Origin of the sequence: Streptococcus sp. UMB0029, from assembly GCF_002871495.1 — a bacterium.
GTDB lineage: Bacteria > Bacillota > Bacilli > Lactobacillales > Streptococcaceae > Streptococcus.
The window spans coordinates 38,740-63,791 of record NZ_PNGD01000010.1 but is presented as its reverse complement, the minus strand read 5'-3'; the positions used below and the strand labels follow the sequence as shown (position 1 = coordinate 63,791).

General features: G+C 39.9%; 22 protein-coding genes and 1 pseudogene. 18 read left to right on the top strand and 5 right to left on the bottom strand.

Annotation, left to right across the window (positions count from 1 at the left end):
- The first annotated feature begins 204 nt into the window (after positions 1-204).
- Both CJ239_RS08030 and CJ239_RS08025 read left to right on the top strand, forming a co-directional pair.
- On the top strand, positions 205-1,071 hold the full coding sequence (locus CJ239_RS08030) for a helix-turn-helix domain-containing protein (RefSeq protein ID WP_102211176.1): 867 nt from the start codon (positions 205-207) through the stop codon (positions 1,069-1,071).
- Between the two features lie 234 nt (positions 1,072-1,305).
- Positions 1,306-1,863 carry a CYTH domain-containing protein gene (locus CJ239_RS08025; protein WP_102211175.1) on the top strand — a complete coding sequence of 186 codons (558 nt, stop codon included), beginning with the start codon at positions 1,306-1,308 and terminating at the stop codon, positions 1,861-1,863.
- A 507-nt stretch (positions 1,864-2,370) separates the two neighbouring features.
- Here CJ239_RS08025 and yidA read toward each other — a convergent pair.
- Together yidA and CJ239_RS08010 are read right to left on the bottom strand one after the other, a co-directional pair.
- The gene (yidA, locus tag CJ239_RS08015; protein WP_023946927.1) at positions 2,371-3,177 is read right to left on the bottom strand and encodes a sugar-phosphatase; all 807 of its coding nucleotides are present in this window, start codon (positions 3,175-3,177) and stop codon (positions 2,371-2,373) included.
- Positions 3,178-3,189: 12 nt separating this feature from the next.
- The gene (locus CJ239_RS08010; protein WP_102211174.1) at positions 3,190-4,494 is read right to left on the bottom strand and encodes an HD domain-containing protein; all 1,305 of its coding nucleotides are present in this window, start codon (positions 4,492-4,494) and stop codon (positions 3,190-3,192) included.
- 71 nt (positions 4,495-4,565) lie between these two features.
- Between CJ239_RS08010 and CJ239_RS08005 the strand changes: the two genes are divergently transcribed.
- The 3 genes from CJ239_RS08005 to ffh all read left to right on the top strand — a co-directional run bounded on the left by CJ239_RS08005 (position 4,566) and on the right by ffh (position 6,949).
- On the top strand, positions 4,566-4,943 hold the full coding sequence (locus CJ239_RS08005; RefSeq protein WP_102211173.1) for a DUF1934 domain-containing protein: 378 nt from the start codon (positions 4,566-4,568) through the stop codon (positions 4,941-4,943).
- Between the two features lie 90 nt (positions 4,944-5,033).
- Positions 5,034-5,366 (top strand): putative DNA-binding protein, encoded by a 333-nt coding sequence (locus CJ239_RS08000; RefSeq protein WP_102211172.1) that lies wholly within the window; start codon positions 5,034-5,036, stop codon positions 5,364-5,366.
- Positions 5,367-5,377: 11 nt separating this feature from the next.
- Positions 5,378-6,949, top strand: a complete 1,572-nt coding sequence (ffh, locus tag CJ239_RS07995; RefSeq protein ID WP_102211171.1) for a signal recognition particle protein — start codon at positions 5,378-5,380, stop codon at positions 6,947-6,949.
- Between the two features lie 248 nt (positions 6,950-7,197).
- On the opposite strand, the gene CJ239_RS07990 is transcribed toward ffh, so the two are convergent.
- Together CJ239_RS07990 and rsmG are read right to left on the bottom strand one after the other, a co-directional pair.
- On the bottom strand, positions 7,198-8,481 hold the full coding sequence (locus CJ239_RS07990; protein WP_164925522.1) for a solute carrier family 23 protein: 1,284 nt from the start codon (positions 8,479-8,481) through the stop codon (positions 7,198-7,200).
- 301 nt (positions 8,482-8,782) lie between these two features.
- Complete coding sequence (rsmG, locus tag CJ239_RS07985; RefSeq protein ID WP_102211169.1) at positions 8,783-9,496, bottom strand: 16S rRNA (guanine(527)-N(7))-methyltransferase RsmG; 714 nt, start codon at positions 9,494-9,496, stop codon at positions 8,783-8,785.
- Positions 9,497-9,589: 93 nt separating this feature from the next.
- Here rsmG and CJ239_RS07980 point away from each other — a divergent pair, with 93 nt between their 5' ends.
- Together CJ239_RS07980 and htpX are read left to right on the top strand one after the other, a co-directional pair.
- Entirely contained in the window at positions 9,590-10,150 is a 561-nt protein-coding gene (locus tag CJ239_RS07980; RefSeq protein WP_000219822.1) for a LemA family protein, read from the top strand.
- A 1-nt stretch (position 10,151) separates the two neighbouring features.
- Positions 10,152-11,051: a zinc metalloprotease HtpX gene (gene htpX / locus CJ239_RS07975; RefSeq protein WP_102211168.1), complete on the top strand. Its 900-nt coding sequence runs from the start codon at positions 10,152-10,154 to the stop codon at positions 11,049-11,051.
- A gap of 207 nt (positions 11,052-11,258) precedes the next feature.
- On the opposite strand, the gene CJ239_RS07970 is transcribed toward htpX, so the two are convergent.
- Positions 11,259-12,785, bottom strand: coding sequence for an ATP-binding cassette domain-containing protein (locus CJ239_RS07970; RefSeq protein ID WP_102211167.1), 1,527 nt, complete (start codon positions 12,783-12,785; stop codon positions 11,259-11,261).
- A gap of 487 nt (positions 12,786-13,272) precedes the next feature.
- Between CJ239_RS07970 and CJ239_RS07965 the strand changes: the two genes are divergently transcribed.
- The 11 genes and pseudogenes from CJ239_RS07965 to CJ239_RS07915 all read left to right on the top strand — a co-directional run bounded on the left by CJ239_RS07965 (position 13,273) and on the right by CJ239_RS07915 (position 25,050).
- Complete coding sequence (locus CJ239_RS07965; protein ID WP_061088059.1) at positions 13,273-13,815, top strand: DUF177 domain-containing protein; 543 nt, start codon at positions 13,273-13,275, stop codon at positions 13,813-13,815.
- Complete coding sequence (gene nth / locus CJ239_RS07960; RefSeq protein WP_033681985.1) at positions 13,815-14,444, top strand: endonuclease III; 630 nt, start codon at positions 13,815-13,817, stop codon at positions 14,442-14,444. Before CJ239_RS07965 ends, nth begins: the two co-directional genes overlap by 1 nt.
- Positions 14,445-14,653: 209 nt before the next feature.
- Entirely contained in the window at positions 14,654-15,175 is a 522-nt protein-coding gene (pyrR, locus tag CJ239_RS07955; RefSeq protein WP_102211166.1) for a bifunctional pyr operon transcriptional regulator/uracil phosphoribosyltransferase PyrR, read from the top strand.
- 18 nt (positions 15,176-15,193) lie between these two features.
- Positions 15,194-16,117, top strand: coding sequence for an aspartate carbamoyltransferase catalytic subunit (locus CJ239_RS07950; RefSeq protein WP_102211165.1), 924 nt, complete (start codon positions 15,194-15,196; stop codon positions 16,115-16,117).
- 49 nt (positions 16,118-16,166) lie between these two features.
- On the top strand, positions 16,167-17,246 hold the full coding sequence (locus tag CJ239_RS07945) for a carbamoyl phosphate synthase small subunit (protein WP_050278219.1): 1,080 nt from the start codon (positions 16,167-16,169) through the stop codon (positions 17,244-17,246).
- 447 nt (positions 17,247-17,693) lie between these two features.
- Entirely contained in the window at positions 17,694-20,870 is a 3,177-nt protein-coding gene (gene carB / locus CJ239_RS07940; RefSeq protein WP_102211164.1) for a carbamoyl-phosphate synthase large subunit, read from the top strand.
- Between the two features lie 217 nt (positions 20,871-21,087).
- Positions 21,088-21,213: pseudogene (locus tag CJ239_RS07935) on the top strand (divalent metal cation transporter); the annotation flags it as partial.
- Between the two features lie 348 nt (positions 21,214-21,561).
- The gene (locus tag CJ239_RS07930) at positions 21,562-22,269 is read left to right on the top strand and encodes a 2-C-methyl-D-erythritol 4-phosphate cytidylyltransferase (RefSeq protein WP_000638495.1); all 708 of its coding nucleotides are present in this window, start codon (positions 21,562-21,564) and stop codon (positions 22,267-22,269) included.
- A 4-nt stretch (positions 22,270-22,273) separates the two neighbouring features.
- Positions 22,274-23,296 (top strand): ribitol-5-phosphate dehydrogenase, encoded by a 1,023-nt coding sequence (locus CJ239_RS07925; protein ID WP_102211163.1) that lies wholly within the window; start codon positions 22,274-22,276, stop codon positions 23,294-23,296.
- A 16-nt stretch (positions 23,297-23,312) separates the two neighbouring features.
- Positions 23,313-24,182 carry a phosphotransferase family protein gene (locus CJ239_RS07920; RefSeq protein ID WP_102211162.1) on the top strand — a complete coding sequence of 290 codons (870 nt, stop codon included), beginning with the start codon at positions 23,313-23,315 and terminating at the stop codon, positions 24,180-24,182.
- Positions 24,172-25,050 carry a DMT family transporter gene (locus CJ239_RS07915; protein WP_102211161.1) on the top strand — a complete coding sequence of 293 codons (879 nt, stop codon included), beginning with the start codon at positions 24,172-24,174 and terminating at the stop codon, positions 25,048-25,050. Before CJ239_RS07920 ends, CJ239_RS07915 begins: the two co-directional genes overlap by 11 nt.
- Positions 25,051-25,052: the final 2 nt, after the last annotated feature.

The window sequence follows — 25,052 nt, the reverse complement described above, 5'->3', positions numbered from 1 at the left end:
CTGATATCTAATCCATTTCAAGTGAATACGTTTATCAATCGTTTGAGTAAGAAAATCTCAAAAGAAGAAGGGCTAGGTTTTCAAAAATAACCTATCTAGTCATTGCTTATATATAATTTGTATCTTTTGGTTTATTAATTTGTATTTAAAATTTAATCATGTTACAATTGAAATTGAAATCGAATAGAAAAGGAAAATGCAAACGTGGGTACACTATTAGCAACAAGATTAAAAAATAGACGAAAAGAATTAAAAATGTCTCAGCGAGAATTGGCTGAGGGGATATGTAAACAGGGGCAGATTAGTCGATTAGAGAATGGAGAATTTACTCCAGGAGCAGACTTTTTATATGCTCTGTCTAAGAAGTTAAAAGTTAGTATAGATTATTTTTTTAATGAGCAGATTGGAGAGGAGATTGATGAGTTATCAGAGTTTAAGAAGTTAGCCCAGACATTTATCACAAATCGAAATTATGAGTCTTTGAAATATATATATGAATTAGAGAGTGTAAAGGTACATCGCTTGTCTCTAGTAGATAAGTTTTATATGGAGTGGATAAAATCTCTTATAGATTTTTATCTCTATGGGCAAAAAGAGGAGGCTGTGGCAAGATTGGAGAAGGTACTGTCTCAGTTAAATGTAACTGACCTGATCTACCTTCAAATTTCAAGTACTCTATTTAATTTTTATTATGATATTGAAGATTTAGAGAGTTTTAATGAAATTCGAGAAAAGTTAGAGTATCAAGTAAATCAACTCAAGTTAAACACAATCGAAGAGTTAAACCTTTCTATTAAATTTAATTATAATGTTTGTCGCTATCTATGGTTGCAGAATAATACTGAAGAGGCTATTACTAAAATCACAGATACGATAAAGCAATGTAAGACGTATAGAACAACATATCTCTTAGCTGATTTGTATTTATTGATGGGAAATGTAAGTAAGAATTTTTCTTCTAAAGTTGCAGTAAAAGAGTACTTTGAAACGGCTTATTTCCTATATAAGCTTGAGGGAAATATGTCAATGGCTCTAAAAATTGAGCATTACATTGCAGATCTAACAGAATAGTAAAGACGATGTTCAATTAAGCATTGTTTTTTTAATCCAGAAAGATACAAATATGTATTTAATAAAAATAAATAAAAAAACATTATTAAAATTCTTGACATTATTATATTGAAGTGCTAAAATGAGTACAAGAAAATATTAGGCTTTTTGTCCATAAAACATCTACAGAAACTTACTATAGACTGAGTGAATGTAAAGAGACTTCAGCCTTTGAAGAATTGAGAGGTAAAATTAATGAATGAATTAGAAGTTAGATTTGAACTCAACGATGAGAAAGATTATAATAATGCTATTTCATATTTAGAAAAATCTTATAAATTTAAGAATGAAAATAAGCAAGTTGATAAATATTTTAAAACAAAAGGAAGAGAATTTGAAAATGATGAGGTAGGTAGCTTTATCTACAGAATTCGCCAAGAAGATGATAATAGAGCAAGTGTTTTCACAAGAAAAGATACGATAAAACAAGGAATGTGGAGTGAAAGTGAAATAGAGTTAGAATCTGAAAAATTAGAATTTGTAAGGAATATCTTGCAAGATGGTTTTTCAAATATTTTCACAATAAGTAAACATAGAAAGACTTATCATGATGAATTAGAAAATAAAACGATTAATCTAGATAAGATTGATGGTCTTGGATTTTATCTTGAAATAGAGATTTTAGGAGATTTTTCAAAAGAAGATTATAATAATTTTTATGATAAAATGTGCGGAGAGTTCTCGTTTTTAAATTCAAAAATAGAAACAAAGGGCTATGTCCAATTAATGAGAGAAAAAAATGGACGTAATTGAAATTATCAAATAGTCTTGTTGGGATTGTTTACTCAATTGCTGGATTTGGAAGTTTGATAGCAGTAACCTTTCTTTCTACTTTTTGAATAAGAAGGATACCATTTTTGCTCCTTTTGGAGGGATACTGGCTGCTTATTTTAATTGGCTTTTAAACCCGAGATTAAGTCTAGTTATTTTGGGATTACTAAGTAGTTTATTGGTTATTCTTATAAAGAGTTATGAAAAAAAGCTAATTAAGAAAAGCACTGCAATATTTATAAAGTAAGATTAGTGGATTAATTATCATTAGAAAAAATAATATTAATTCGTAGTAAAATAAAAAATTGAAAAAGGTTTTACATAATGTACTACCTTTTTCAGATTTAATAATTATTAAGGGGATAGAACTAGAAAACAAAAATACTGAATTTTAAACTGCACCCCAAAAGTAAGATTTTTTCTGTCTAACTTTTGGGGTCAGTACATTATCTCTAACTTCTGGGGTGCTTTTTCTATATTCAAATTATTTTACAATACCCACGTACGGATGGCATGGGCAACGCCAGATTCATCATTAGATTTAGTGATGTATTTGGCGATTTTTTTGATTTCTGGATTTCCGTTTTCCATGACAACTGGGTTACCAACGACTTCCAGCATGGCGCGGTCATTTTCTTCGTCACCAATCGCCATGGTTTCATCTTTGGTCAATCCTAGTTTTTCAGCTAAGTGAGTAATAGCTGAACCCTTGTCTACATTCTTTTTAAGGAGTTCGAGGTAGAAAGGAGCAGACTTGTTGATGGAGTAACGTTCGTAAAATTCTGCTGGGATTTTTTCAATCGCAGCATCGAGAATTTCTGGTTCATCGATGAACATACATTTGACGATTTCCTTGTTAGCCATTTCTTCAGGTGTGCGGTAGAAGATGGGCATGCTGACGAGGGTTGATTCGTGCACTGTATATTTTCCGATATTGCGATTGGCAGTGTAGATACCGTCTTTGGTAATGGCATGCATGTGGACACCGAGTTTACGACTGAGGAATTCCATATCCAGATAATCCTCATAGGTCAAGGATTCACTGATAATCTCATGTCCTGTAGCAGTTTCTTGGACAAGGGCACCGTTGAAGGTTACCACATAGTCACCCTCGTCTCTCAACTGCAAATCATCCAGAAGTTTGGCAACACCAGCGATAGGGCGGCCAGTTGCAATGACGACTTTGACACCAGCTTCTTTGGCATCTTGGATGGCAGAAAAGACTTCAGGAGTGATTTCCTTTTGGCTGTTGACTAGGGTACCGTCAATATCGACGGCGATTAGTTTAATACTCATAAAATTCCTCTTCTAGTTTTGATTTGGGGTAAAATGATCGTTCTCAATCAAGTGTAAAAATTGCTGGGTAATGCTTGCAAAGATGCTGTTTTGGTCCAACATTTCTTTTGGAAAATAAAAACGATTATCTCCGTGACGACTGCCAGCAAGGGATTGGACGATAGGAGACAGGCTAGAGAGTTCGGCCAGTTCTCCATTTTTCTGTAGAATCTCAATCTGTGTCCGCGGATTTTCAGATTCGGGACGATAGATATCATAAGGGAGGTCAAAGTTCTTATGAATGGCAGTGTAGTAGTCGGGATCAAAGCCGATGTCCTCAACCAATTTTCTCATGCTAGCGAGTTGGTTTTGATCCTCTTGTGAAAAGGTAATGGATTTAAAGACCTTGCGGTTGACAAAGCGCTGTGATAAGTCTGCTAAAATCTTGTCAGGACTGGTCATCCAGAGTTGGAAGTAGGTATTCATCACACCATCATCCAGAGCCAGATAATCAGACAAGGTCACATTTTTTTCAAAGAAAGGCAGGAGGTGAGGAGAAGTTCGTGCAAAGAAGTCCTTATCTTCTGGATAAAGTTCCTTAGCGCGCTTGAGAAGATTCTGTAGGAGAACTTCCATGGCGCGTGTTGCTGGGTGGAAATAGACCTGCATATACATCTGGTAGCGACTGAGGACGTAGTCTTCGATGGCGTGCATGCCATTGCGCTGAAAGGCAATCCCATTTTCGATAGGACGAATGACTCGGAGGATGCGAGTCAGGTCAAATTCCCCATAGGATGCTCCTGTAAAATAGGAGTCGCGCAAGAGATAGTCCATACGGTCTGCATCAATCTGACTAGAAATGAGTTGCACGACCTGCTTGTTAGGATAGGTGTGGTTAATGACACTGGCAACCTTTTCTGGAAAATCTGGCGCCACTTGTAGCAGGACTTGGTGAATCTCCGTCTCAGGATTTTGGATAATCTCTTGAGTAATGGCTTCGTGGTCTGTATCAAAGAGATGTTCAAAAGTATGGGAGTAGGCACCATGTCCAAGGTCATGTAGGAGAGCAGCGGTCATGGTCAAGAGGGACTCGGCAGGATTCCATTCCTCAGGATATTTTTCTTCAAAAATCTCTGTGATACGTCGAGCAATCTCATAGACTCCTAGACAGTGAGAGAAGCGGCTGTGCTCCCCACCGTGGAAGGTATAACTGGAAGTTCCCAGTTGCTTGATGCGACGTAAGCGTTGAAATTCTTTTGTATTAATCAAGTCATAGATGATTTGATTATTGACATGGATGTAGTTGTGAACTGGGTCACGGAATACTTTTTCGTTCATATGACCATTATAGCAAAAAGCTAGAGTTTTTGGTAAAATAGTAGGACAAGAGACAAGAAAGAGGACTTGATGTGAAGATTCGGATACGAAATAGGATTCAGTTTGATGAGCAGTTGGAAGTGATTGACCAGCTTTATGACGTGGAAGTGCATGAAAAGGGAGATTATAGCTACCTGCTTTTTTATAATGAGGAAAAGGAAAAAGTGGTTATTAAATTTCAGGGTCAAGAACTTGTGATGAGTCGATTTTCCAATCCCAAGACCATTATGCGCTTTCTAAAAAATAGCGATAGTTTAGCCTATATTCCCACACCTATGGGCATGCAGGAATTTGTTATCCAAACCAGTCGCTATGAAGTTGATGGGCAAAAGATTGAGCTAGCCTATCAACTACAAAATCAAGAGGGACAACCCTTTGCCAGCTATCAATTGGAAATTACTTGGGGCTAGGCTTATGTCTTTTTCAAATTTAGCTAGCTATCTTCTCGGATTGGCTTCCTAATGTGGTAGATTAGGCTAATTTTTGGTATAATAAAAGTTATGGAAATCGAAAAAACAAATCGTATGAATGCGCTCTTTGAATTTTATGCAGCGCTTTTGACAGATAAGCAAATGAATTATATCGAGCTCTACTACGCTGATGATTACAGCCTTGCTGAGATTGCTGAAGAGTTCGGTGTCAGTCGTCAGGCTGTCTACGACAATATCAAGCGGACAGAAAAGATTCTGGAAGATTATGAGATGAAATTGCACATGTACTCGGACTACATTGTTCGCAGTCAGATTTTTGACCAGATTTTGGAGCGCTATCCCAAGGATGACTTTCTGCAGGAGCAGATAGAAATTTTAACAAACATTGATAATAGAGAATAAGAGGAAGAAACATGGCATTTGAAAGTTTAACAGAACGTTTGCAGAACGTCTTTAAAAATCTACGTAAAAAAGGAAAAATCTCTGAATCTGATGTCCAAGAGGCGACCAAAGAGATTCGTTTGGCCTTGCTTGAGGCCGACGTTGCCTTGCCTGTTGTAAAGGACTTTATCAAGAAAGTTCGTGAACGTGCAGTCGGACATGAGGTCATTGATACCCTCAATCCTGCCCAACAGATTATCAAAATCGTTGATGAGGAATTGACAGCCGTTTTAGGTTCTGATACTGCTGAGATTATCAAGTCACCAAAGATTCCTACCATCATCATGATGGTCGGTTTGCAGGGGGCTGGTAAAACAACCTTTGCCGGTAAATTGGCCAACAAACTCAAGAAAGAAGAAAATGCTCGTCCTTTGATGATTGCGGCGGATATCTATCGTCCAGCTGCCATTGACCAGCTTAAGACTTTGGGGCAACAGATTGATGTACCAGTTTTTGCTCTAGGGACAGAGGTTCCAGCTGTTGAGATTGTACGTCAAGGTCTGGAACAAGCCCAAGCCAATCACAACGACTATGTCTTGATTGATACGGCAGGTCGTTTGCAGATTGATGAGCTATTGATGAATGAGCTTCGTGACGTGAAAGCACTGGCTCAACCAAATGAAATCTTACTCGTCGTTGATGCCATGATTGGTCAAGAAGCGGCTAATGTTGCGCGTGAGTTCAATGCTCAGTTAGAAGTCACTGGAGTTATCCTTACTAAGATTGATGGGGACACTCGTGGTGGTGCGGCTCTATCGGTTCGTCACATTACTGGAAAACCAATCAAGTTCACTGGTACGGGTGAAAAGATTACAGACATTGAAACCTTCCACCCAGACCGTATGTCTAGCCGTATCCTTGGCATGGGGGATATGCTCACTCTGATTGAGAAAGCTTCTCAGGAATACGATGAGCAAAAAGCCTTTGAAATGGCTGAGAAGATGCGTGAGAACACTTTTGATTTCAATGATTTCATCGATCAGTTGGATCAGGTGCAAAACATGGGGCCAATGGAAGACTTGCTCAAGATGATTCCAGGTATGGCCAACAATCCAGCACTTCAAAACATGAAGGTGGATGAGCGTCAGATTGCTCGTAAGCGTGCCATTGTGTCTTCGATGACACCTGAAGAGCGTGAAAATCCAGATTTGTTAAATCCGAGCCGTCGCCGTCGTATCGCTGCAGGTTCTGGAAATACATTTGTCGAAGTCAATAAATTCATCAAAGACTTTAACCAAGCTAAACAGCTCATGCAGGGTGTTATGTCTGGTGATATGAACAAGATGATGAAGCAGATGGGAATCAATCCAAACAACCTTCCTAAAAATATGCCAAATATGGGAGGAATGGATATGTCTGCCCTTGAAGGAATGATGGGACAAGGTGGTATGCCTGACTTGTCAGCTCTAGGAGGAGCAGGAATGCCGGATATGAGCCAGATGTTTGGTGGCGGACTCAAGGGTAAAATCGGTGAATTTGCCATGAAACAGTCTATGAAACGCATGGCTAATAAAATGAAAAAAGCGAAGAAGAAACGCAAGTAAGACAAAGGAAGGCCGCAGGGCTTTCCTTTTTTAGAAAGAAGAAAAATGAGCACTTCCGTAGTTGGAAATGCTCGTTTTTTCGATGTGTTTAGATTCTTATACTCAATGAAAATCTAAGAACAAACTAGGAAACTAGCCGCAGGTTGCTCAAAACACTGTTTTGAGGTTGTGGATAGAACTGACGAAGTCAGTAACCATATCTACAGCAAGGCGACGTTGACGTAGTTTGAAGAGATTTTCGAAGAGTATTAGTCTTTATTTTCGTATGGCAAGATTAAGTTCAAGATGATTCCTGTCATGGCTGATAGTGCAGTACCTGAAAGGGTAACTGGACCGAGTTTAAGGATAGCTCCTCCAAGTCCAAGAACCAACATAGCACTTGCGATGATGAGATTACGCATTTGACCGAAATCAACACGTTCTTTGATCAATACCTTCAAACCGTTGCTGGCGATAACACCATAGAGAAGGATTGACATACCACCAAGTACAGCGTTTGGAATAGTTGAAATCAAGGCAGTGAATTTACCAAGGAAGCTAAGGGCAATCGCGATGAAGGCAGCGTTACGGATAACTGAGACAGAAGCGATACGAGTCATACCGATAACCCCTGTATTTTCTCCATAAGTTGTATTGGCTGGTCCACCAAGGAAGGCAGAAACAGAAGTTGCGATACCGTCACCAAGAAGAGTACGGTGAAGACCTGGTTCTTTCAAGAATTGACGACCACAGATTTGACCCAAAACAGTATGGTCTCCGATATGTTCAGAAATTGTTACGATAGCGATTGGCAAGATAGCGATGGTTTCTGGGCCAAAGTAAAGACTGTACTCTTTAAAGGCACCACCAGTACTAAATGGCAAGTAGAAACTAGGAATTTCAAACCAGTCAGCTTTAAGAACTGGTGTAAAGTCAACTAGCCCAAGAGCTAGAGCGAAGAGGTAACCACCGATAATGGCAAAGAGGAATGGAATGATTCGTAGGAAGCCTTTTCCTTTTGTATTGATAAAGGCAGCAATCAAGAAAGTAACAACTGCTACAAGAGCATTTTTCCAATTCCCGTCCGCTACAAGACCAGCGTTAGTAACTGCTGAACCTGCAAGTCCAAGACCGATAACGATAATCATAGGTCCGATGATGATTGGTGGCAAGAGTTTATCAATCCATTTTGTACCTGCAAAACGAACACCAGCAGCGACAAGGACATAGATAAAACCTGTAAGGATAACCCCTGTTTGTGCAGCTGATACATCCCCTCCTAATTCCTTCATAGCTAGTGACATTGCTGTGATAAAGGCGAATGATGATCCTAGATAAACTGGAACTCTAAAACCAGTTGCGATCATGTAGATGAGTGTTCCAACACCTGAAGCAAAAAGGGCAACAGATACAGGCATTCCCAAAATCAAGGGTACCAAGATGGTCGCACCGAACATGGCGAAAACGTGTTGGAAACTAAGGAGAATTCCTTTTCCAGCTGAAGGACGTTGGTCAACGTCTAGTAACAAATCAACAGTTGATTCTTGTTTCATATAAACCTCACTTTTGGGCATCAAAAAAGAGCCCATTATTTTACAGCAATAGGCCCTCAGAGTAAGACTTCTCTAAAATCTAGACTTTAAAGAGTTTCAAGTATTTCTGCGTCTTCGTCACCTCACGGGATGACATTAAAAACCTTTGCTTGTGATAGTATAGCAGAAAAAAATGATTTTGTAAATCATTTTTTCCCGAGCATGGAAATAAAGGAGAGAGGTTGATTTTGTAAATCATTTTTTACCGAGCATGGAAATAAAGGAGCGAGGCTGATTTTGTAAATATTTTTTACTAAAAAATTTAAAGCGGGCGTTTGTTGGGCATACCAGCCTTTCTTGGATATTTATTTGGTGTTTCTTTTTTCTTTTCCACCACTGTGATATAACGCGGATCTCCATTTGGTAGGGCGTAGCTGAGATTGTCTTCTACTTTACTAAAAAGGAGGTTGAGGGCATTCTTAGCTTCAAATAACTCCTCAGGCGCATTGCTAGCCTTGAGTGCCAATAGTTTTCCGCCAACTTTAAGGTAAGGAATTGTCAATTCAGACAAGACCTGCATACGGGCAACTGCACGAGCTGTTACAAAATCATATTGAGCACGAAAGTTCTTGTCTTGGGCCAAGTCTTCTGCACGTCCATGGTAGAAATGAACACCATCCAAATCCAGTTCATGGGCCAAAAGTTGGAGGAAGTTGATGCGCTTGTTGAGAGAATCAATGATAGTTACATCTAACTGAGGATAGAGGATTTTCATTGGTAGACTAGGAAATCCTGCTCCAGCTCCAATATCAAGAAGTTTGATAGTTTCATTGGGAATCAAACCTTGCAGAATAGGTGCAATCGAATCGTAAAAATGTTTGAGATAAACTTCTTCCTTGTCCGTAATGGCTGTTAAATTAATCTTTTCATTCCACTCGACCAAGAGTTCAAAATAACGTTCAAATTGTTTTTTTTGCTGGTCCGAAAGTGGAAGATTCTGATCAGCAAGCAGGTTGTAAAATGTTTCTGGTTTCATAGTTATTTCCTTCTTTAGTATCATCTTATTTTACCACAATCATTAAAAATTTGATATACTGGTACTAATCTAAAAGTAGAAAGGACTTATATAATGACTTGGATTATTCTTGGAGTTATCGCTCTTATTGTTATTTTTGTGATTGTTAGCTATAACGGTTTGGTTAAGAATCGTATGCAAACAAAGGAGGCTTGGAGCCAGATTGATGTTCAGTTGAAACGTCGAAATGATCTCTTGCCAAACTTGATTGAGACTGTAAAAGGTTATGCCAAATATGAAGGTTCTACCCTTGAAAAGGTGGCAGAATTACGTAACCAAGTGGCGGCAGCGACTTCACCAGCAGAAGCTATGAAAGCTAGTGATGCCCTCACTCGTCAGGTTTCAGGTATTTTTGCAGTTGCAGAAAGCTATCCAGATTTGAAAGCTAGTGCAAACTTTGTTAAATTGCAAGAGGAGTTGACAAACACAGAAAATAAAATTTCTTACTCTCGTCAACTCTATAATAGTGTTGTCAGCAACTACAATGTAAAATTAGAAACTTTCCCAAGCAATATTATCGCTGGGATGTTTGGATTTAAAGCAGCAGATTTCCTTCAAACACCTGAAGAGGAAAAGGCAGTTCCTAAAGTTGATTTTAGCGGTTTAGGTGACTAAGATGTTGTTTGATCAAATTGCAAGCAATAAACGAAAAACCTGGATTTTGTTGCTAGTATTTTTCCTACTTTTAGCTCTTGTTGGCTATGCGGTTGGTTACCTCTTTATGCGATCTGGCCTTGGTGGTTTGCTTATCGCTCTGATTATCGGCTTTATCTATGCCTTGTCCATGATTTTTCAATCAACAGAGATTGTCATGTCTATGAATGGCGCTCGTGAAGTTGATGAACAAACGGCACCAGACCTCTACCATGTAGTGGAAGATATGGCTATGGTGGCTCAGATTCCTATGCCTCGTGTTTTCATCATTGATGATCCAGCCTTAAATGCCTTTGCGACAGGTTCTAACCCGCAAAATGCGGCGGTTGCTGCGACGTCAGGTCTCCTAGCTATCATGAATCGTGAAGAACTAGAAGCTGTTATGGGACATGAAGTCAGTCATATTCGTAACTACGATATCCGCATTTCAACTATTGCTGTCGCCCTTGCTAGTGCCATTACCCTGCTTTCTAGTATGGCAGGTCGTATGATGTGGTGGGGTGGCGCAGGTCGCAGACGAAGTGACGATGACCGAGAAGGAAATGGCTTAGAAATTATTATGCTAGTGGTTTCCCTACTAGCTATCGTGCTGGCCCCTCTTGCTGCAACCTTGGTGCAACTAGCTATTTCTCGTCAGAGGGAATTCCTAGCTGATGCTTCCAGTGTCGAGTTGACGCGCAATCCTCAAGGGATGATTAATGCCCTACGTAAGCTGGACAATAGCGAGCCGATGCATCACCATGTCGATGATGCTAGTAGCGCACTTTATATCAATGATCCCAAGAAAGGTGGAGGGTTCCAAAAACTCTTTTATACCCACCCACCTATTTCAGAACGGATTGAACGTTTGAAACATATGTAAAATGTAGGCTGGGAAAAAGTCTTTAAAATCTTAAAAACGCATAATATCAGGTGAAATGAACTGCACCCCAAAAGTTAGACAGAAAAAATCTAACTTTTGGGGGTCAGTACAGAAAAAACTTGATATTATGCGTTTTATTATGGGGAGATTTGCTTCCTTTTCTCCTGAAATTGTGTTTTTGCCCCACCTATCTGCTATGTTGCAAATTTATAAATCTTGAAAATTAACTATCTCCAGACCATGTTCTGTTAAGCGATAGATGATTGAACAGACCTCTTTTAAGAAACGACGGTCATGCGAAACAGTGATGAGACCGCCTGGATACGTAGCAAAGAGTTTTCTGATTTGGGGTTGAGAAGTGGGAGAAAAGTTTCGTGTGGGTTCATCTAGCAGGAGAAAGTTTGGTTTGCGCAAGACTAAATCCAAAAGCAGGAGTTTACCTTGTTGTCCGCCAGATAAGGAGCGAATTTGATGCTGCATTTCTGGATAACTGAAATTGAGACTGGCTAAGTGAGATTGGATTTTCTGTAGTTCCTCTTTTTCTCCAGTTTTGCTGAGATAGGCTATTGGTGATAAATCCAATTGTAGTTTTTGGTGGTAATCTTGTGGCATAAAACCAAGAGCAATCTCTCTTTTGGTACTTAATAGTTGCTGTAACTTGGCTAACAGAGTTGATTTTCCAACACCATTCGGCCCGATGATACCAATTTTTTCTTGGCCACGGATAGTTAGTTGTAACTCCTGAGCCAAAACTCGCTCGCCGATGGACAAATTTTCCTTTTCCAGTTGGATTAAGATTTTAGAAGCCGGTAATGGTTGGATGTCTGAAAAGAAAAGTTGGATTTGTTCGTCTTCAAGTGGCTTTTGGGTCATGGACTGAGCTAGCTTTTCGTAGCGTTTTTCTTGAGAGAGAACATTTTTCATCTTTTTAGCCAATAGGCGACCGGCAGCACTATCTTTGGTAGCTCGAAGTGCAGTTTCTACATTTTGCTTGACTCGGCGATGCTTTTCCATGGTTTTGTTATAGGCTCTTTGGTCGTTGGCAGCCTGCTGACTTTGTTTGATAAAATTAGCCTTTCTCTGCTCGCTATAGCTATCATAATCTAAATGCTCTACTAGCGTTTCGGCTTCTTTACGGTGCTTGACCAGTCGCAAGTGGACAATAGTGTCTGCCGTTTCAGAAAGAAAATCTTCATCATGGGAAATGAAAATAACAGTTTGCCGAATCTTTCGAATCTGACTTTTTAGCCAATCAACCGTCTCTAGGTCTAGATCATTTGAAGGTTCATCTAAAAATAGAACCTCAAAAGGTTTGGCTAACTCATGGATGAGCTGAATTTTCAAAGCTTCGCCACCTGATAGACTGCCAATCTCTTGGTCGCTAGCGAAACCATCGCTATCAAACTGCAATTCCTCAGCCAAACGATAGAGGATACTGTAGTCTAAATCAATAGAATCTAAAAAGAAGTAGTCCTGTAGACTTTTCTTTTTCAACTCTTCGGGGAGTTTTTGAGGAATGTAAGCCAGTGACTGATAGTCAGACTGGATGTCTCCCTTGATAGTGAAATCAGATAAATATTCCCCCATTAAAGTTTTAAGTAAGGTTGATTTGCCATTTCCTTCTTCACCAATAATAGCTACCTTTTCCCCGTCTTGGATGGTCATGCTTAAGTCGGATACAAGATCCCGTAAATCTTTGTTTTGTGTGATGGTCAGGTGATTGATTTTTATCATATTGTTGCCCTTTCTATAATGTCAATAGTGCATAACAAAAAGCTCTACTTTACCTAGTAGAGCCCAAAGTCTATGTCAAAAAAAACTCTATTAAAATGCCAGAAAAAGAGCATAAAAGAGCACACAAAAAGAGACAAAAACAAGATCTACTAAATAAAGGTTCTTTATTTGATAGACTTAGTTGTTCATGTCTCCCTTACCTCCGAGTATTAGTACTTCTATCCTATACCTTTCAGGATATTTTGTCAACAGAAAACTGACAATTCTAAGCTCTAAAATCCGCGTGGTAAGCATTAGTAATGAGTTCTTTGTCTTCCATATGAGCATCCTCCTTGCTCTGATGTATTCTTGCCTATAGTATAGTACTAAAAAACAAAAATATCATAGTAAACATGTTAAAAAATCGAATTTTAATTACAAAGTTTGGTGGGCTGATTTGTAGCCTTTTCATGGTATAATCAAGAGAGTAAATCTTTATGGAGGAAGTATGAAATTAAATATTCAAGAGATTCGCAAGCAGTCTGAGGGCTTGCATTTTGAACAAAGTTTAGATCTAGTTGCAGACCTGCGTGCACGCAATCAAGAAATTTTAGATGTGAAAGATATTCTTGCAGTTGGGAAAGTACAGTACGAAGACCGTATGTATTTCCTAGATTACCAGTTGTCTTATACTATTGTTCTTGCTTCAAGTCGCAGTATGGAGCCAGTTGAGTTGGCTGAATCTTATCCAGTAACGGAAGTTTTCATGGAAGGAGCAACCAACCAGCTAGATCAAGAAGTCTTAGACGATGATTTGGTCCTGCCTATCGAAAATGGAGAACTTGACCTTGCTGAGAGCGTGTCAGACAATATCCTACTAAACATTCCTATCAAGGTTTTGACGGCTGAAGAAGAGGCTGGTCAAGGATTTGTTTCAGGAAATGACTGGCAAATCATGACAGAGGAAGAATACCAAGCTCAACAAGCAGTTAAGAAAGAAGAAAACAGTCCTTTTGCTGGCCTACAAGGACTATTTGATGGAGACGAGTAATGGTCTTATCAAAAAAACGAGCACGAAAGGTGCTAGAAGAAATCATTGCCCTCTTCCCAGATGCCAAGCCTAGTCTTGATTTTACCAATCATTTTGAACTACTGGTTGCGGTGATGTTGTCAGCTCAGACAACGGATGCAGCGGTAAATAAGGCCACACCAGGTCTCTTTGCTGCCTTTCCAACGCCACAAGCCATGTCTGTTGCGACAGAGGGTGAGATTGCTTCACACATTTCTCGTCTAGGACTGTATCGGAATAAGGCTAAATTCCTAAAAAAATGTGCTCAACAGTTACTAGACGACTTTGATGGTCAAGTTCCTCAAACACGTGAGGAATTGGAGAGTTTAGCAGGTGTTGGTCGCAAGACTGCCAATGTTGTCATGAGTGTGGGGTTTGGAATTCCAGCCTTTGCAGTAGACACTCATGTGGAGCGTATTTGCAAACACCATGATATTGTCAAAAAATCAGCGACACCACTTGAGGTGGAAAAGAGGGTCATGGATATCTTGCCACCGGAGCAGTGGTTAGCAGCTCATCAAGCCATGATTTACTTTGGACGGGCTATATGTCACCCTAAAAATCCAGAGTGTGACCAGTACCCACAATTATATGATTTTAGCAATTTATAAGATGGGGATCAAAAGTTTTTGCTTGATTTTAAGCATGCTTTGTGCTATATTAATTGGTAACTAAATATTCCTTTAAACCTGTCCCGTGAGGCAGGCAAGGAGCGCGATAAAGTAGAAGGGTGAGGTCTATGCTATCTGCAGTAGGGCTCGCTTAGCTATACATTTCAAGTCTCCTTGTTTAAGGAGACTTTTCTTTTTGGAGGTTTGTCATGAAGACAAAAGAAGTTGTAGACGAATTGACCGTCAAACGAGCGATTACTCGTATTACTTATGAGATTATCGAACGCAACAAAGATTTGAATAAAATCGTCTTGGCTGGTATTAAAACTCGTGGTGTCTTTATCGCCCACCGAATCCAAGAACGTTTGGAGCAGCTAGAAAATCTTTCAGTTCCTGTTGTGGAATTGGATACGAAACCTTTCCGTGATGATATTAAAAGTGGAGAAGATACTTCTTTTGTTTCTGTTGATGTGACAGATCGTGAGGTTATCTTGGTGGATGATGTGCTTTATACAGGTCGTACCATCCGAGCTGCTATTGATAATATTGTAGGTCATGGTCGTCCTGCGCGCGTGAGTTTAGCAGTTTTAGTCGATCGTGGACATAGAGAATTGCCAATCCGTCCAGATTATGTTGGGAAAAATATCCCAACCAGTCGTTCTGAAGAAATCATCGTAGAGATGGCAGAACTTGATGGCCAAGACAGAGTTCTGATTACTGAAGAAGCTTAGAAAGCTAAAGGAGTAGCCATGTCAGAAAATAAACAAGCATTGAACCATGTGGTGTCCATGGAAGACCTCACTGTCGATCAAGTGATGAAATTGATCAAGCGAGGAATTGAGTTTAAAAACGGAGCTCAGCTTCCTTATGAAAATCATCCGATTGTTTCCAATCTTTTCTTTGAAGATTCTACAAGGACGCATAAGTCCTTTGAAGTGGCAGAGATAAAACTGGGGCTGGAACGACTTGACTTTGATGTGAAGACTAGTTCGGTCAATAAGGGTGAGACACTTTATGACACTATCCTGACTCTGTCTGCCTTAGGAGTAGATGTCTGTGTGATTCGTCACCCAGAGGTCGACTATTACAGAGAGTTAATTGCAAGTCCAACGATTACGACTTCCATTATCAATGGTGGAGATGGTTCGGGACAACACCCTAGCCAAAGCTTGCTGGATTTGATGACTATTTATGAGGAATTTGGTCACTTTGAGGGGCTCAAGGTTGCTATTGCAGGTGACTTGGACCACTCACGCGTTGCTAAATCTAATATGCAGATTTTGAAACGCTTGGGAGCTGAACTTTACTTTGCTGGACCTGAGGAATGGAGAAGTCAAGAGTTTGCAGACTATGGACAGTTTGTAACCATTGATGAAATCATTGATCAGGTGGATGTCATGATGTTTCTCCGTGTGCAACATGAACGCCATGATAGTGGTGCAGTGTTTTCAAAAGAAGACTACCATGCCCAACATGGCCTGACTCAAGAACGTTATGACCGTTTGAAAGAAACAGCAATCCTTATGCACCCAGCTCCAGTCAATCGTGATGTAGAAATCGCAGATCACTTGGTTGAAGCACCAAAATCACGGATTGTCCAACAAATGACCAATGGTGTCTTTGTTCGAATGGCAATCTTAGAATCCGTACTGGCGAGTAGAAACGCCAACTAAAACACAAGACGTTAAAAGACGCCAGTGAGCGTCCACGAGAGGTGAAAAAATGACAAAAAGACTTCTAGTATTAGAAGATGGAACAGTTTTTGAAGGCAAGGCCTTCGGAGCAGATATTGATGTAACAGGCGAAATTGTCTTTAATACAGGCATGACAGGCTACCAAGAATCCATTACAGACCAGTCTTATAATGGACAAATCTTGACCTTTACTTATCCTTTGGTAGGAAATTATGGAATTAACCGTGATGATTACGAATCCATTATTCCAACTTGTAAGGGAGTTGTTGTTTTCGAAGAAGCGCGTAGAGCAAGTAACTGGCGTAATCAAATGACCTTGGATGAATTTTTGAAAGCCAAGAAAATTCCTGGTATTTCAGGGATTGATACGCGTGCACTTACCAAGATTATCCGTAAGCATGGTACCATGCGTGCAACCTTGACCCATGTTGGGGACAGCATGGACCATGTGACTGACCAGCTCCAAGCAACAGTATTGCCGACAGACAATATTAAGCAGGTTTCTACTAAAACATCCTATCCAGCTCCAGGAGTTGGTTTGAGCGTGGTGTTAGTGGACTTTGGCCTCAAGCACTCAATCCTACGTGAACTTTCTAAGCGCAACTGTAATGTGACCGTGGTTCCATACACGACAACGGCAGAAGAAATTCTTCATCTTAATCCTGACGGAGTTATGTTGTCAAATGGTCCAGGTAACCCAGAAGACGTTCCACAAGCACTGGATATGATTCGCGGTGTGCAAGGAAAAATTCCAATCTTCGGTATCTGTATGGGGCATCAACTCTTCGCCATGGCAAATGGTGCTAAGACCTACAAGATGAAATTTGGTCACCGTGGCTTTAACCATGCAGTACGTGAAATTGCTACAGGCCGTGTGGACTTTACTAGCCAGAACCATGGTTATGCAGTTAGCCGTGAGGATTTACCAGAGCACTTGATCATTACCCACGAAGAAATCAATGACAAGTCAGTTGAAGGTGTGCGTCACAGATACCAACCTGCTTTCTCTGTTCAATACCACCCAGACGCAGCCCCTGGTCCACACGACGCAAGCTACCTATTTGACGAGTTTATCGAGATGATGGAAGCATTTAAACAATCAAACTAAGAACGAGTAAAAGCTCGTCGGAGAATTTATGTAACTGAACACGGACGGAAAGCTCGGAATTTAGAGAAACCAATTTGGATTGTCAATCCTTCCTTGGTTTCCTAAAATTCAATCGTTTTCTATTTGTCCTTTGTATCTTATTTAATGTCGACCCGAGAGTTGCCGAATAGAAAGGCAGGTCGTTTCTTTTAGTCGCTATCAGGTGAACTAAAAACTTCCCGCACTAGATTTTTTATCGAAAAATATCGTTTCGCTAAAAAATCGTCGGAGAATTTATTTAATGGCAACCTGAGAGTTGCCGAATAGAAAGGAGAAGATACATTGTTCGCGGAAGTGAACACGCCCTAAGAACTGTGTGAAAAAGATAAACATCGTCTTGACGCTGAAGGCGTCTGCACCGATTTTCATATTTTCACTGTGTTCTTTACGGGCTTTGTATCATAAACTATGCCTAAACGTACTGATATTCAAAAAATTATGGTGATTGGTTCTGGTCCGATTATTATTGGTCAGGCTGCTGAGTTTGACTACGCTGGGACCCAGGCTTGCTTGTCGTTGAAAGAGGAAGGTTATGAGGTTGTTTTGGTTAACTCAAACCCTGCAACCATCATGACGGACAAGGAAATTGCTGATAAGGTTTATATTGAGCCGATTACACTTGAGTTTGTGACACGTATTCTTCGTAAGGAGCGTCCAGATGCCTTGCTACCAACCCTTGGTGGTCAGACAGGGCTCAACATGGCCATGGAATTATCTAAAAATGGTATCCTCGATGAGCTTGGTGTTGAACTTCTGGGTACTAAATTATCTGCTATTGACCAAGCGGAGGACCGTGACCTCTTTAAACAATTGATGGAAGAATTGGAACAACCCATTCCAGAATCTGAAATTGTAAACACTGTTGAAGAAGCTGTTGCCTTTGCAGCAACAATTGGCTACCCAGTTATCGTTCGTCCAGCCTTTACACTTGGTGGTACTGGTGGTGGTATGTGTGCCAACGAGGAAGAATTGCGTGAAATCGCTGAAAATGGTTTGAAATTGTCACCTGTTACCCAATGTTTGATTGAGCGTTCAATTGCTGGTTTCAAGGAAATCGAATACGAAGTGATGCGTGACTCAGCTGACAATGCTTTGGTTGTTTGTAACATGGAAAACTTTGACCCAGTTGGGATTCACACAGGGGATTCCATTGTATTTGCCCCTGCCCAAACCATGTCAGACTATGAAAACCAAATGCTTCGTGACGCAAGCTTGAGCATTATTCGTGCCCTCAAGATTGAAGGTGGATGTAATGTTCAGCTGGCTCTTGATCCACACAGTTTCAAGTATTATGTCATCGAAGTAAACCCTCGTGTATCACGTTCGTCAGCACTTGCTTCTAAGGCGACAGGTTATCCGATTGCCAAATTGGCTGCTAAGATTGCCGTCGGTTTGACCTTGGATGAGGTGATCAACCCAGTCACAGGTTCAACCTATGCCATGTTTGAACCAGCCCTTGACTATGTGGTTGCCAAGATTCCACGTTTCCCATTTGACAAGTTTGAAAAAGGTGAGCGCCGTCTTGGTACCCAGATGAAGGCGACTGGAGAAGTCATGGCAATCGGTCGTAACATCGAGGAATCTCTCCTTAAGGCTTGTCGTTCCCTTGAAATTGGGGTTCATCACAATGAAATACCTGAACTTGCATCAGTTTCTGATGATGCTTTGATTGAAAAAGTTGTCAAAGCCCAAGATGACCGTCTCTTCTACGTGTCAGAAGCCATTCGTCGTGGTTATACACCTGAAGAGATTGCTGAATTGACCAAGATTGATATCTTCTATCTGGATAAACTCTTGCACATCTTTGAAATTGAGCAAGAATTGGGCGCTCATCCACAAGATCTAGAAGTCTTGAAAACAGCCAAACTCAATGGTTTCTCAGACCGTAAGATTGCTGAACTATGGGAAACGACCGCTGATCACGTTCGCCAACTTCGTTTTGAAAACAAGATTGTTCCAGTTTATAAGATGGTCGATACCTGTGCGGCAGAGTTTGACTCTGAAACACCATACTTCTATTCAACCTATGGTTGGGAAAATGAGTCTATCAAGTCTGACAAGGAATCTGTACTTGTCCTAGGTTCAGGTCCAATCCGTATCGGTCAAGGGGTTGAGTTTGACTACGCAACTGTTCACTCAGTTAAGGCTATTCAGGCGGCTGGCTATGAAGCCATCATCATGAACTCAAACCCAGAGACCGTTTCTACAGACTTCTCTGTGTCTGACAAGCTCTACTTTGAACCATTGACTTTTGAAGATGTCATGAATGTTATCGATTTGGAGCAACCAAAAGGTGTTATCGTTCAGTTCGGTGGTCAAACAGCCATCAACCTTGCGGAGCCATTGGCAAAAGCAGGTGTGACCATCCTTGGGACACAGGTTGCTGACCTAGACCGAGCCGAAGACCGTGACCTCTTTGAGCAAGCCCTAAAAGAATTGGATATTCCACAGCCACCAGGGCAAACGGCTACCAACGAAGAAGAAGCAGTTCTTGCAGCTCGCAAGATTGGCTTCCCAGTTCTTGTCCGCCCATCTTATGTACTTGGTGGACGTGCCATGGAAATCGTTGAAAATGAAGAAGACCTTCGTTCTTACATGCGTACAGCTGTTAAGACTAGTCCGGACCACCCAGTTCTTGTCGACTCTTATATCGTTGGACAAGAGTGTGAAGTTGATGCCATCTCAGACGGAGAAAATGTCCTTATCCCTGGTATCATGGAGCATATCGAACGTGCCGGTGTCCACTCAGGTGACTCAATGGCCGTTTACCCACCACAAACCTTGTCGCAAAAGGTGCAAGAAACAATCGCAGACTATACTAAACGCCTAGCAATCGGTCTTAACTGCCTTGGAATGATGAACATCCAGTTTGTTATCAAGGATGAAAAAGTCTATGTTATTGAGGTCAATCCACGTGCCAGCCGTACGGTTCCATTTCTTTCTAAAGTGACCAATATCCCTATGGCTCAAGTAGCAACCAAGCTCATTCTTGGGCAAAGTTTATCAGAACTTGGCTACCAAGATGGACTTTACCCTGAAAGCACTCGCGTTCATATCAAGGCACCTGTCTTCTCCTTCACGAAACTAGCTAAGGTAGACAGCCTACTTGGTCCTGAAATGAAGTCAACAGGGGAAGTTATGGGTTCTGATACGACTTTGGAAAAAGCTCTCTATAAAGCTTTTGAAGCTTCTTACTTACACTTGCCAACCTTTGGTAATGTTGTATTTACCATCGCTGATGATGCCAAAGAAGAGGCCTTGGACTTGGCTCGTCGTTTCCAAAATATTGGCTATGGAATCCTCGCGACAGAAGGGACAGCAGCCTTCTTTGCTAGTCATGGATTGCAAGCCCAACCTGTTGGTAAGATTGGTGATGACGATAAGGATATTCCAAGCTTTGTTCGTAAAGGAAGAATTCAAGCTATCATTAATACAGTAGGAACCAAACGTACTGCTGATGAAGATGGTGAGCAAATTCGTCGTTCAGCTATTGAACACGGAGTGCCCCTCTTTACAGCCCTAGATACAGCTAACGCCATGCTTAAGGTACTTGAAAGCCGTAGTTTTGTCACAGAAGCAATCTAGTTGAGAAAAATTTTTCACAGTTTTAAAGCCAGCGTTTTCTGATGCTGGCTTTTGCCATATTGGTATTGCTTATTTCAACTATCATACTTTCCTTAAGAATCATTTCAAAATGTGATTCAATAAGAATAAATTGGAAATAGGAAACTATTTTCAACATTTCTTTCAAAAACTTCATTAATAAAATAGGTAAAGATAAGGTTAGAAAGTGAATATTCCGATGTCTTCTTACAAAAAGGTCTCTCTTTCTGAGATCAATCAATCTATTGAAACTCCCAATAACAATCATTTTTTGCAAAATCTAAAAGCATTTTTAGGTCCTGGAGCTCTTGTAGCAGTTGGTTATTTTTTATTTTAAAGACTTGTCCCGAGCTCATTCGTATTTATATCATAAAGTTAGCTAATAAGAAATGAAGGGCAGTAAGGTAAGTAATCACTTTGAAGTATCCAATTTTTATTTTAAGTTTTCTTTAAGTAAATTATATTATTCTAAAGGACTCTAAAATTTCACAGCTATTTATTAGTAATGACTACAGAATTCCTAGTCACTACTGGAAATGATCTAGTTTTTAATAACAGTATTACTTAACCTTTCTATTCTAGAAGGGGAGGACCAGTATTTCTTTCATGATATAACTAGATTGTGGTATAATAGGGAGAATAAGTTTTTTTAGTAAGATAAAGGAGAAAATAGATGATTTATGCAGGAATTCTTGCTGGTGGAACTGGCACACGCATGGGGATCAGTAACTTACCAAAACAATTTTTAGAGCTAGGTGATCGACCTATTTTGATTCATACAATTGAAAAATTTGTCTTGGAACCAAGCATTGAAAAAATTGTAGTTGGGGTTCATGGAGACTGGGTTTCTCATGCAGAAGATCTTGTAGATAAATATCTTCCTCTTCATAAGGAACGTATCATCATTACAAAAGGTGGTGCTGACCGTAATACGAGTATTGAGAAAATCATTGAAGCTATAGATGCTTATCGTCCGCTTACTCCAGAGGACATTGTTGTTACTCACGATTCTGTTCGTCCATTTATTACACTTCGCATGATTCAGGACAATATCCAACTTGCCCAAAATCATGACGCAGTAGACACAGTGGTAGAAGCGGTTGATACCATCGTTGAAAGCACCAACGGTCAATTTATTACAGATATTCCAAATCGTGCTCACCTTTATCAAGGACAAACACCTCAAACATTCCGTTGTAAGGACTTCATGGACCTTTACGGTTCTCTATCTGCCGAAGAGAAAGAAATCTTAACAGATGCATGTAAAATCTTTGTGATCAAAGGAAAAGATGTAGCCTTGGCCAAGGGTGAATATTCAAATCTGAAAATCACAACAGTGACAGACTTGAAGATTGCAAAAAGTATGATTGAGAAAGACTAGTGATATGATTAATCAAATTTATCAACTGACTAAGCCCAAGTTTATCAACGTCAAATACCAGGAAGAGGATATTGACCAAGAGAATCATATCCTCATCCGCCCCAACTACATGGCTGTCTGTCATGCGGATCAGCGTTACTACCAAGGAAAACGTGATCCAAAGATTTTGAATAAAAAACTTCCAATGGCAATGATTCACGAAGCATGTGGAACCGTTATTTCTGATCCGACAGGAACTTATGAGGTTGGGCAAAAAGTTGTCATGATTCCTAATCAGCCCCCTATGCAGAGTGATGAAGAATTTTATGAGAACTACATGACAGGGACTCATTTCTTGTCTAGTGGATTTGATGGCTTTATGAGAGAGTTTGTTTCTCTTCCTAAAGACCGTGTGGTGCCTTATGATGCTATTGAAGATACGGTTGCAGCCATTACAGAGTTTATCAGTGTTGGTATGCATGCCATGAATCGCTTACTGACTCTTGCTCACAGCAAGCGGGACCGAATCGCTGTTATCGGAGATGGCAGTTTAGCATTTGTGGTTGCTAATATTATCAACTATACTTTGCCAGAAGCAGAGATTGTGGTTATTGGTCGTCATTGGGAAAAATTGGAACTCTTCTCATTTGCTAAAGAATGCTATATCACTGATAATATTCCTGAAGATTTGGCCTTTGACCATGCTTTTGAGTGTTGTGGTGGTGATGGTACTGGACCAGCTATTAATGATTTGATTCGCTACATTCGTCCTCAAGGAACGATTCTTATGATGGGAGTTAGCGAGTATAAAGTCAATATCAATACACGTGATGCCTTAGAAAAAGGCTTGCTCTTGGTTGGGTCCTCTCGTTCTGGACGCATTGATTTTGAAAATGCAATTCAAATGATGGAAGTCAAGAAATTTGCCAATCGTCTTAAAAATGTCCTTTATCTAGAAGAACCTGTAAGAGAAATTAAAGATATTCATCGTGTCTTTGCGACCGATTTAAACACAGCCTTTAAAACCGTGTTTAAGTGGGAAGTATAAGTATTGGAGGTTAATTGTGGAGAAAATGATTAAAGAAAAAATTTCTTCCTTACTTAGTGAAGAAGAGGAAGTCCTCAGTGTTGAACAACTGGGGGGAATGACCAATCAAAACTATTTGGTCAAAACAACAAATAAGCAATACATTGTTAAGTTCTTTGGTAAAGGGACAGAAAAGCTTATCAATCGTCAAGATGAAAAGTACAATCTTGAACTACTTAAAGATTTAGACCTAGATGTCAAAAATTATCTTTTTGATATTGTGGCTGGTATCAAAGTAAATGAGTATATTGAGTCGGCTATCACGCTTGATTCAACGTCAATCAAGACTAAGTTTGATAAAATTGCTCCAATTTTACAAACCATTCATTCATCTGGTAAGGAATTAAGAGGAGAATTTGCTCCTTTTGAAGAAATCAAAAAATACGAATCCTTGATTGAAGAAAAAATTCCTTATGCCAACTATGAAGCTGTTCGAAAAGAAGTCTTCTCCTTAGAGAAAAGACTGGCTGACTTAGGTGTTGATAGAAAATCTTGTCATATCGATTTGGTGCCTGAAAACTTTATCGAATCACCTCAAGGACGACTTTATCTGATTGACTGGGAATATTCATCCATGAACGATCCAATGTGGGATTTGGCTGCTCTCTTTTTAGAGTCTGAATTCAGTCTTCAAGAGGAAGAAGCCTTCTTGTCTCGCTATGAGAGTGACCAAACACCTGTCTCTAGTGAAAAGATTGCCATTTATAAAATTTTACAAGATACTATTTGGAGTCTATGGACAGTCTACAAAGAAGAGCAAGGTGCAGATTTTGGTGATTATGGTGTGAGCCGTTACCAAAGAGCTATTAAAGGTTTGTCATATTATGGAGGTTCAGATGAAAAATAAAAATGGAGTTTCTTTTGGTCTACTCTCAGGTGTTTTCTGGGGATTAGGTCTAACGATTAGTGCTTATATCTTTTCGATTTTTACAGATTTGTCGCCCTTTGTGGTAGCTGCTGCTCACGATTTCTTGAGTATCTTTATCTTACTAGCTTTTCTGTTGATAAAAGAAGGAAAAGTTCGTCTCTCAATTTTCTTAAATATTCGCAATGTTAGTGTTATCATCGGAGCCTTGCTAGCTGGTCCTATCGGAATGCAGGCCAACCTTTATGCGGTCAAGTATATCGGAAGTTCCTTAGCTTCATCTGTATCGGCTATTTACCCTGCAATTTCAGTTTTATTGGCTTTCTTCTTTTTGAAGCACAAGATTTCGAAAAATACTGTGTTTGGGATTGTCTTGATTATTGGAGGGATTATTGCTCAGACCTATAAGGTTGAACAGGTTAATTCTTTCTATATTGGGATTCTCTGTGCTTTGGTTTGTGCTATTGCATGGGGAAGTGAGAGTGTTCTTAGCTCTTTTGCTATGGAAAGTGAATTGAGTGAAATCGAAGCCCTCTTAATCCGCCAAGTGACTTCATTCTTGTCTTATCTTGTGATTGTACTCTTCTCTCATCAGTCATTTGCAGAAGTAGCCAATGGACAATTACTAGGTCTTATGATTGTCTTTGCAGCCTTTGATATGATTTCCTATTTGGCTTATTATATCGCTATCAATCGCTTGCAACCAGCCAAGGCTACAGGCTTGAACGTTAGTTATGTAGTTTGGACGGTCTTGTTTGCAGCTCTCTTCTTGGGAACAGCACTAGATATGCTGACCATTATTACTTCACTTGTCGTCATTGCTGGAGTTTATATTATTATTAAAGAATAAAG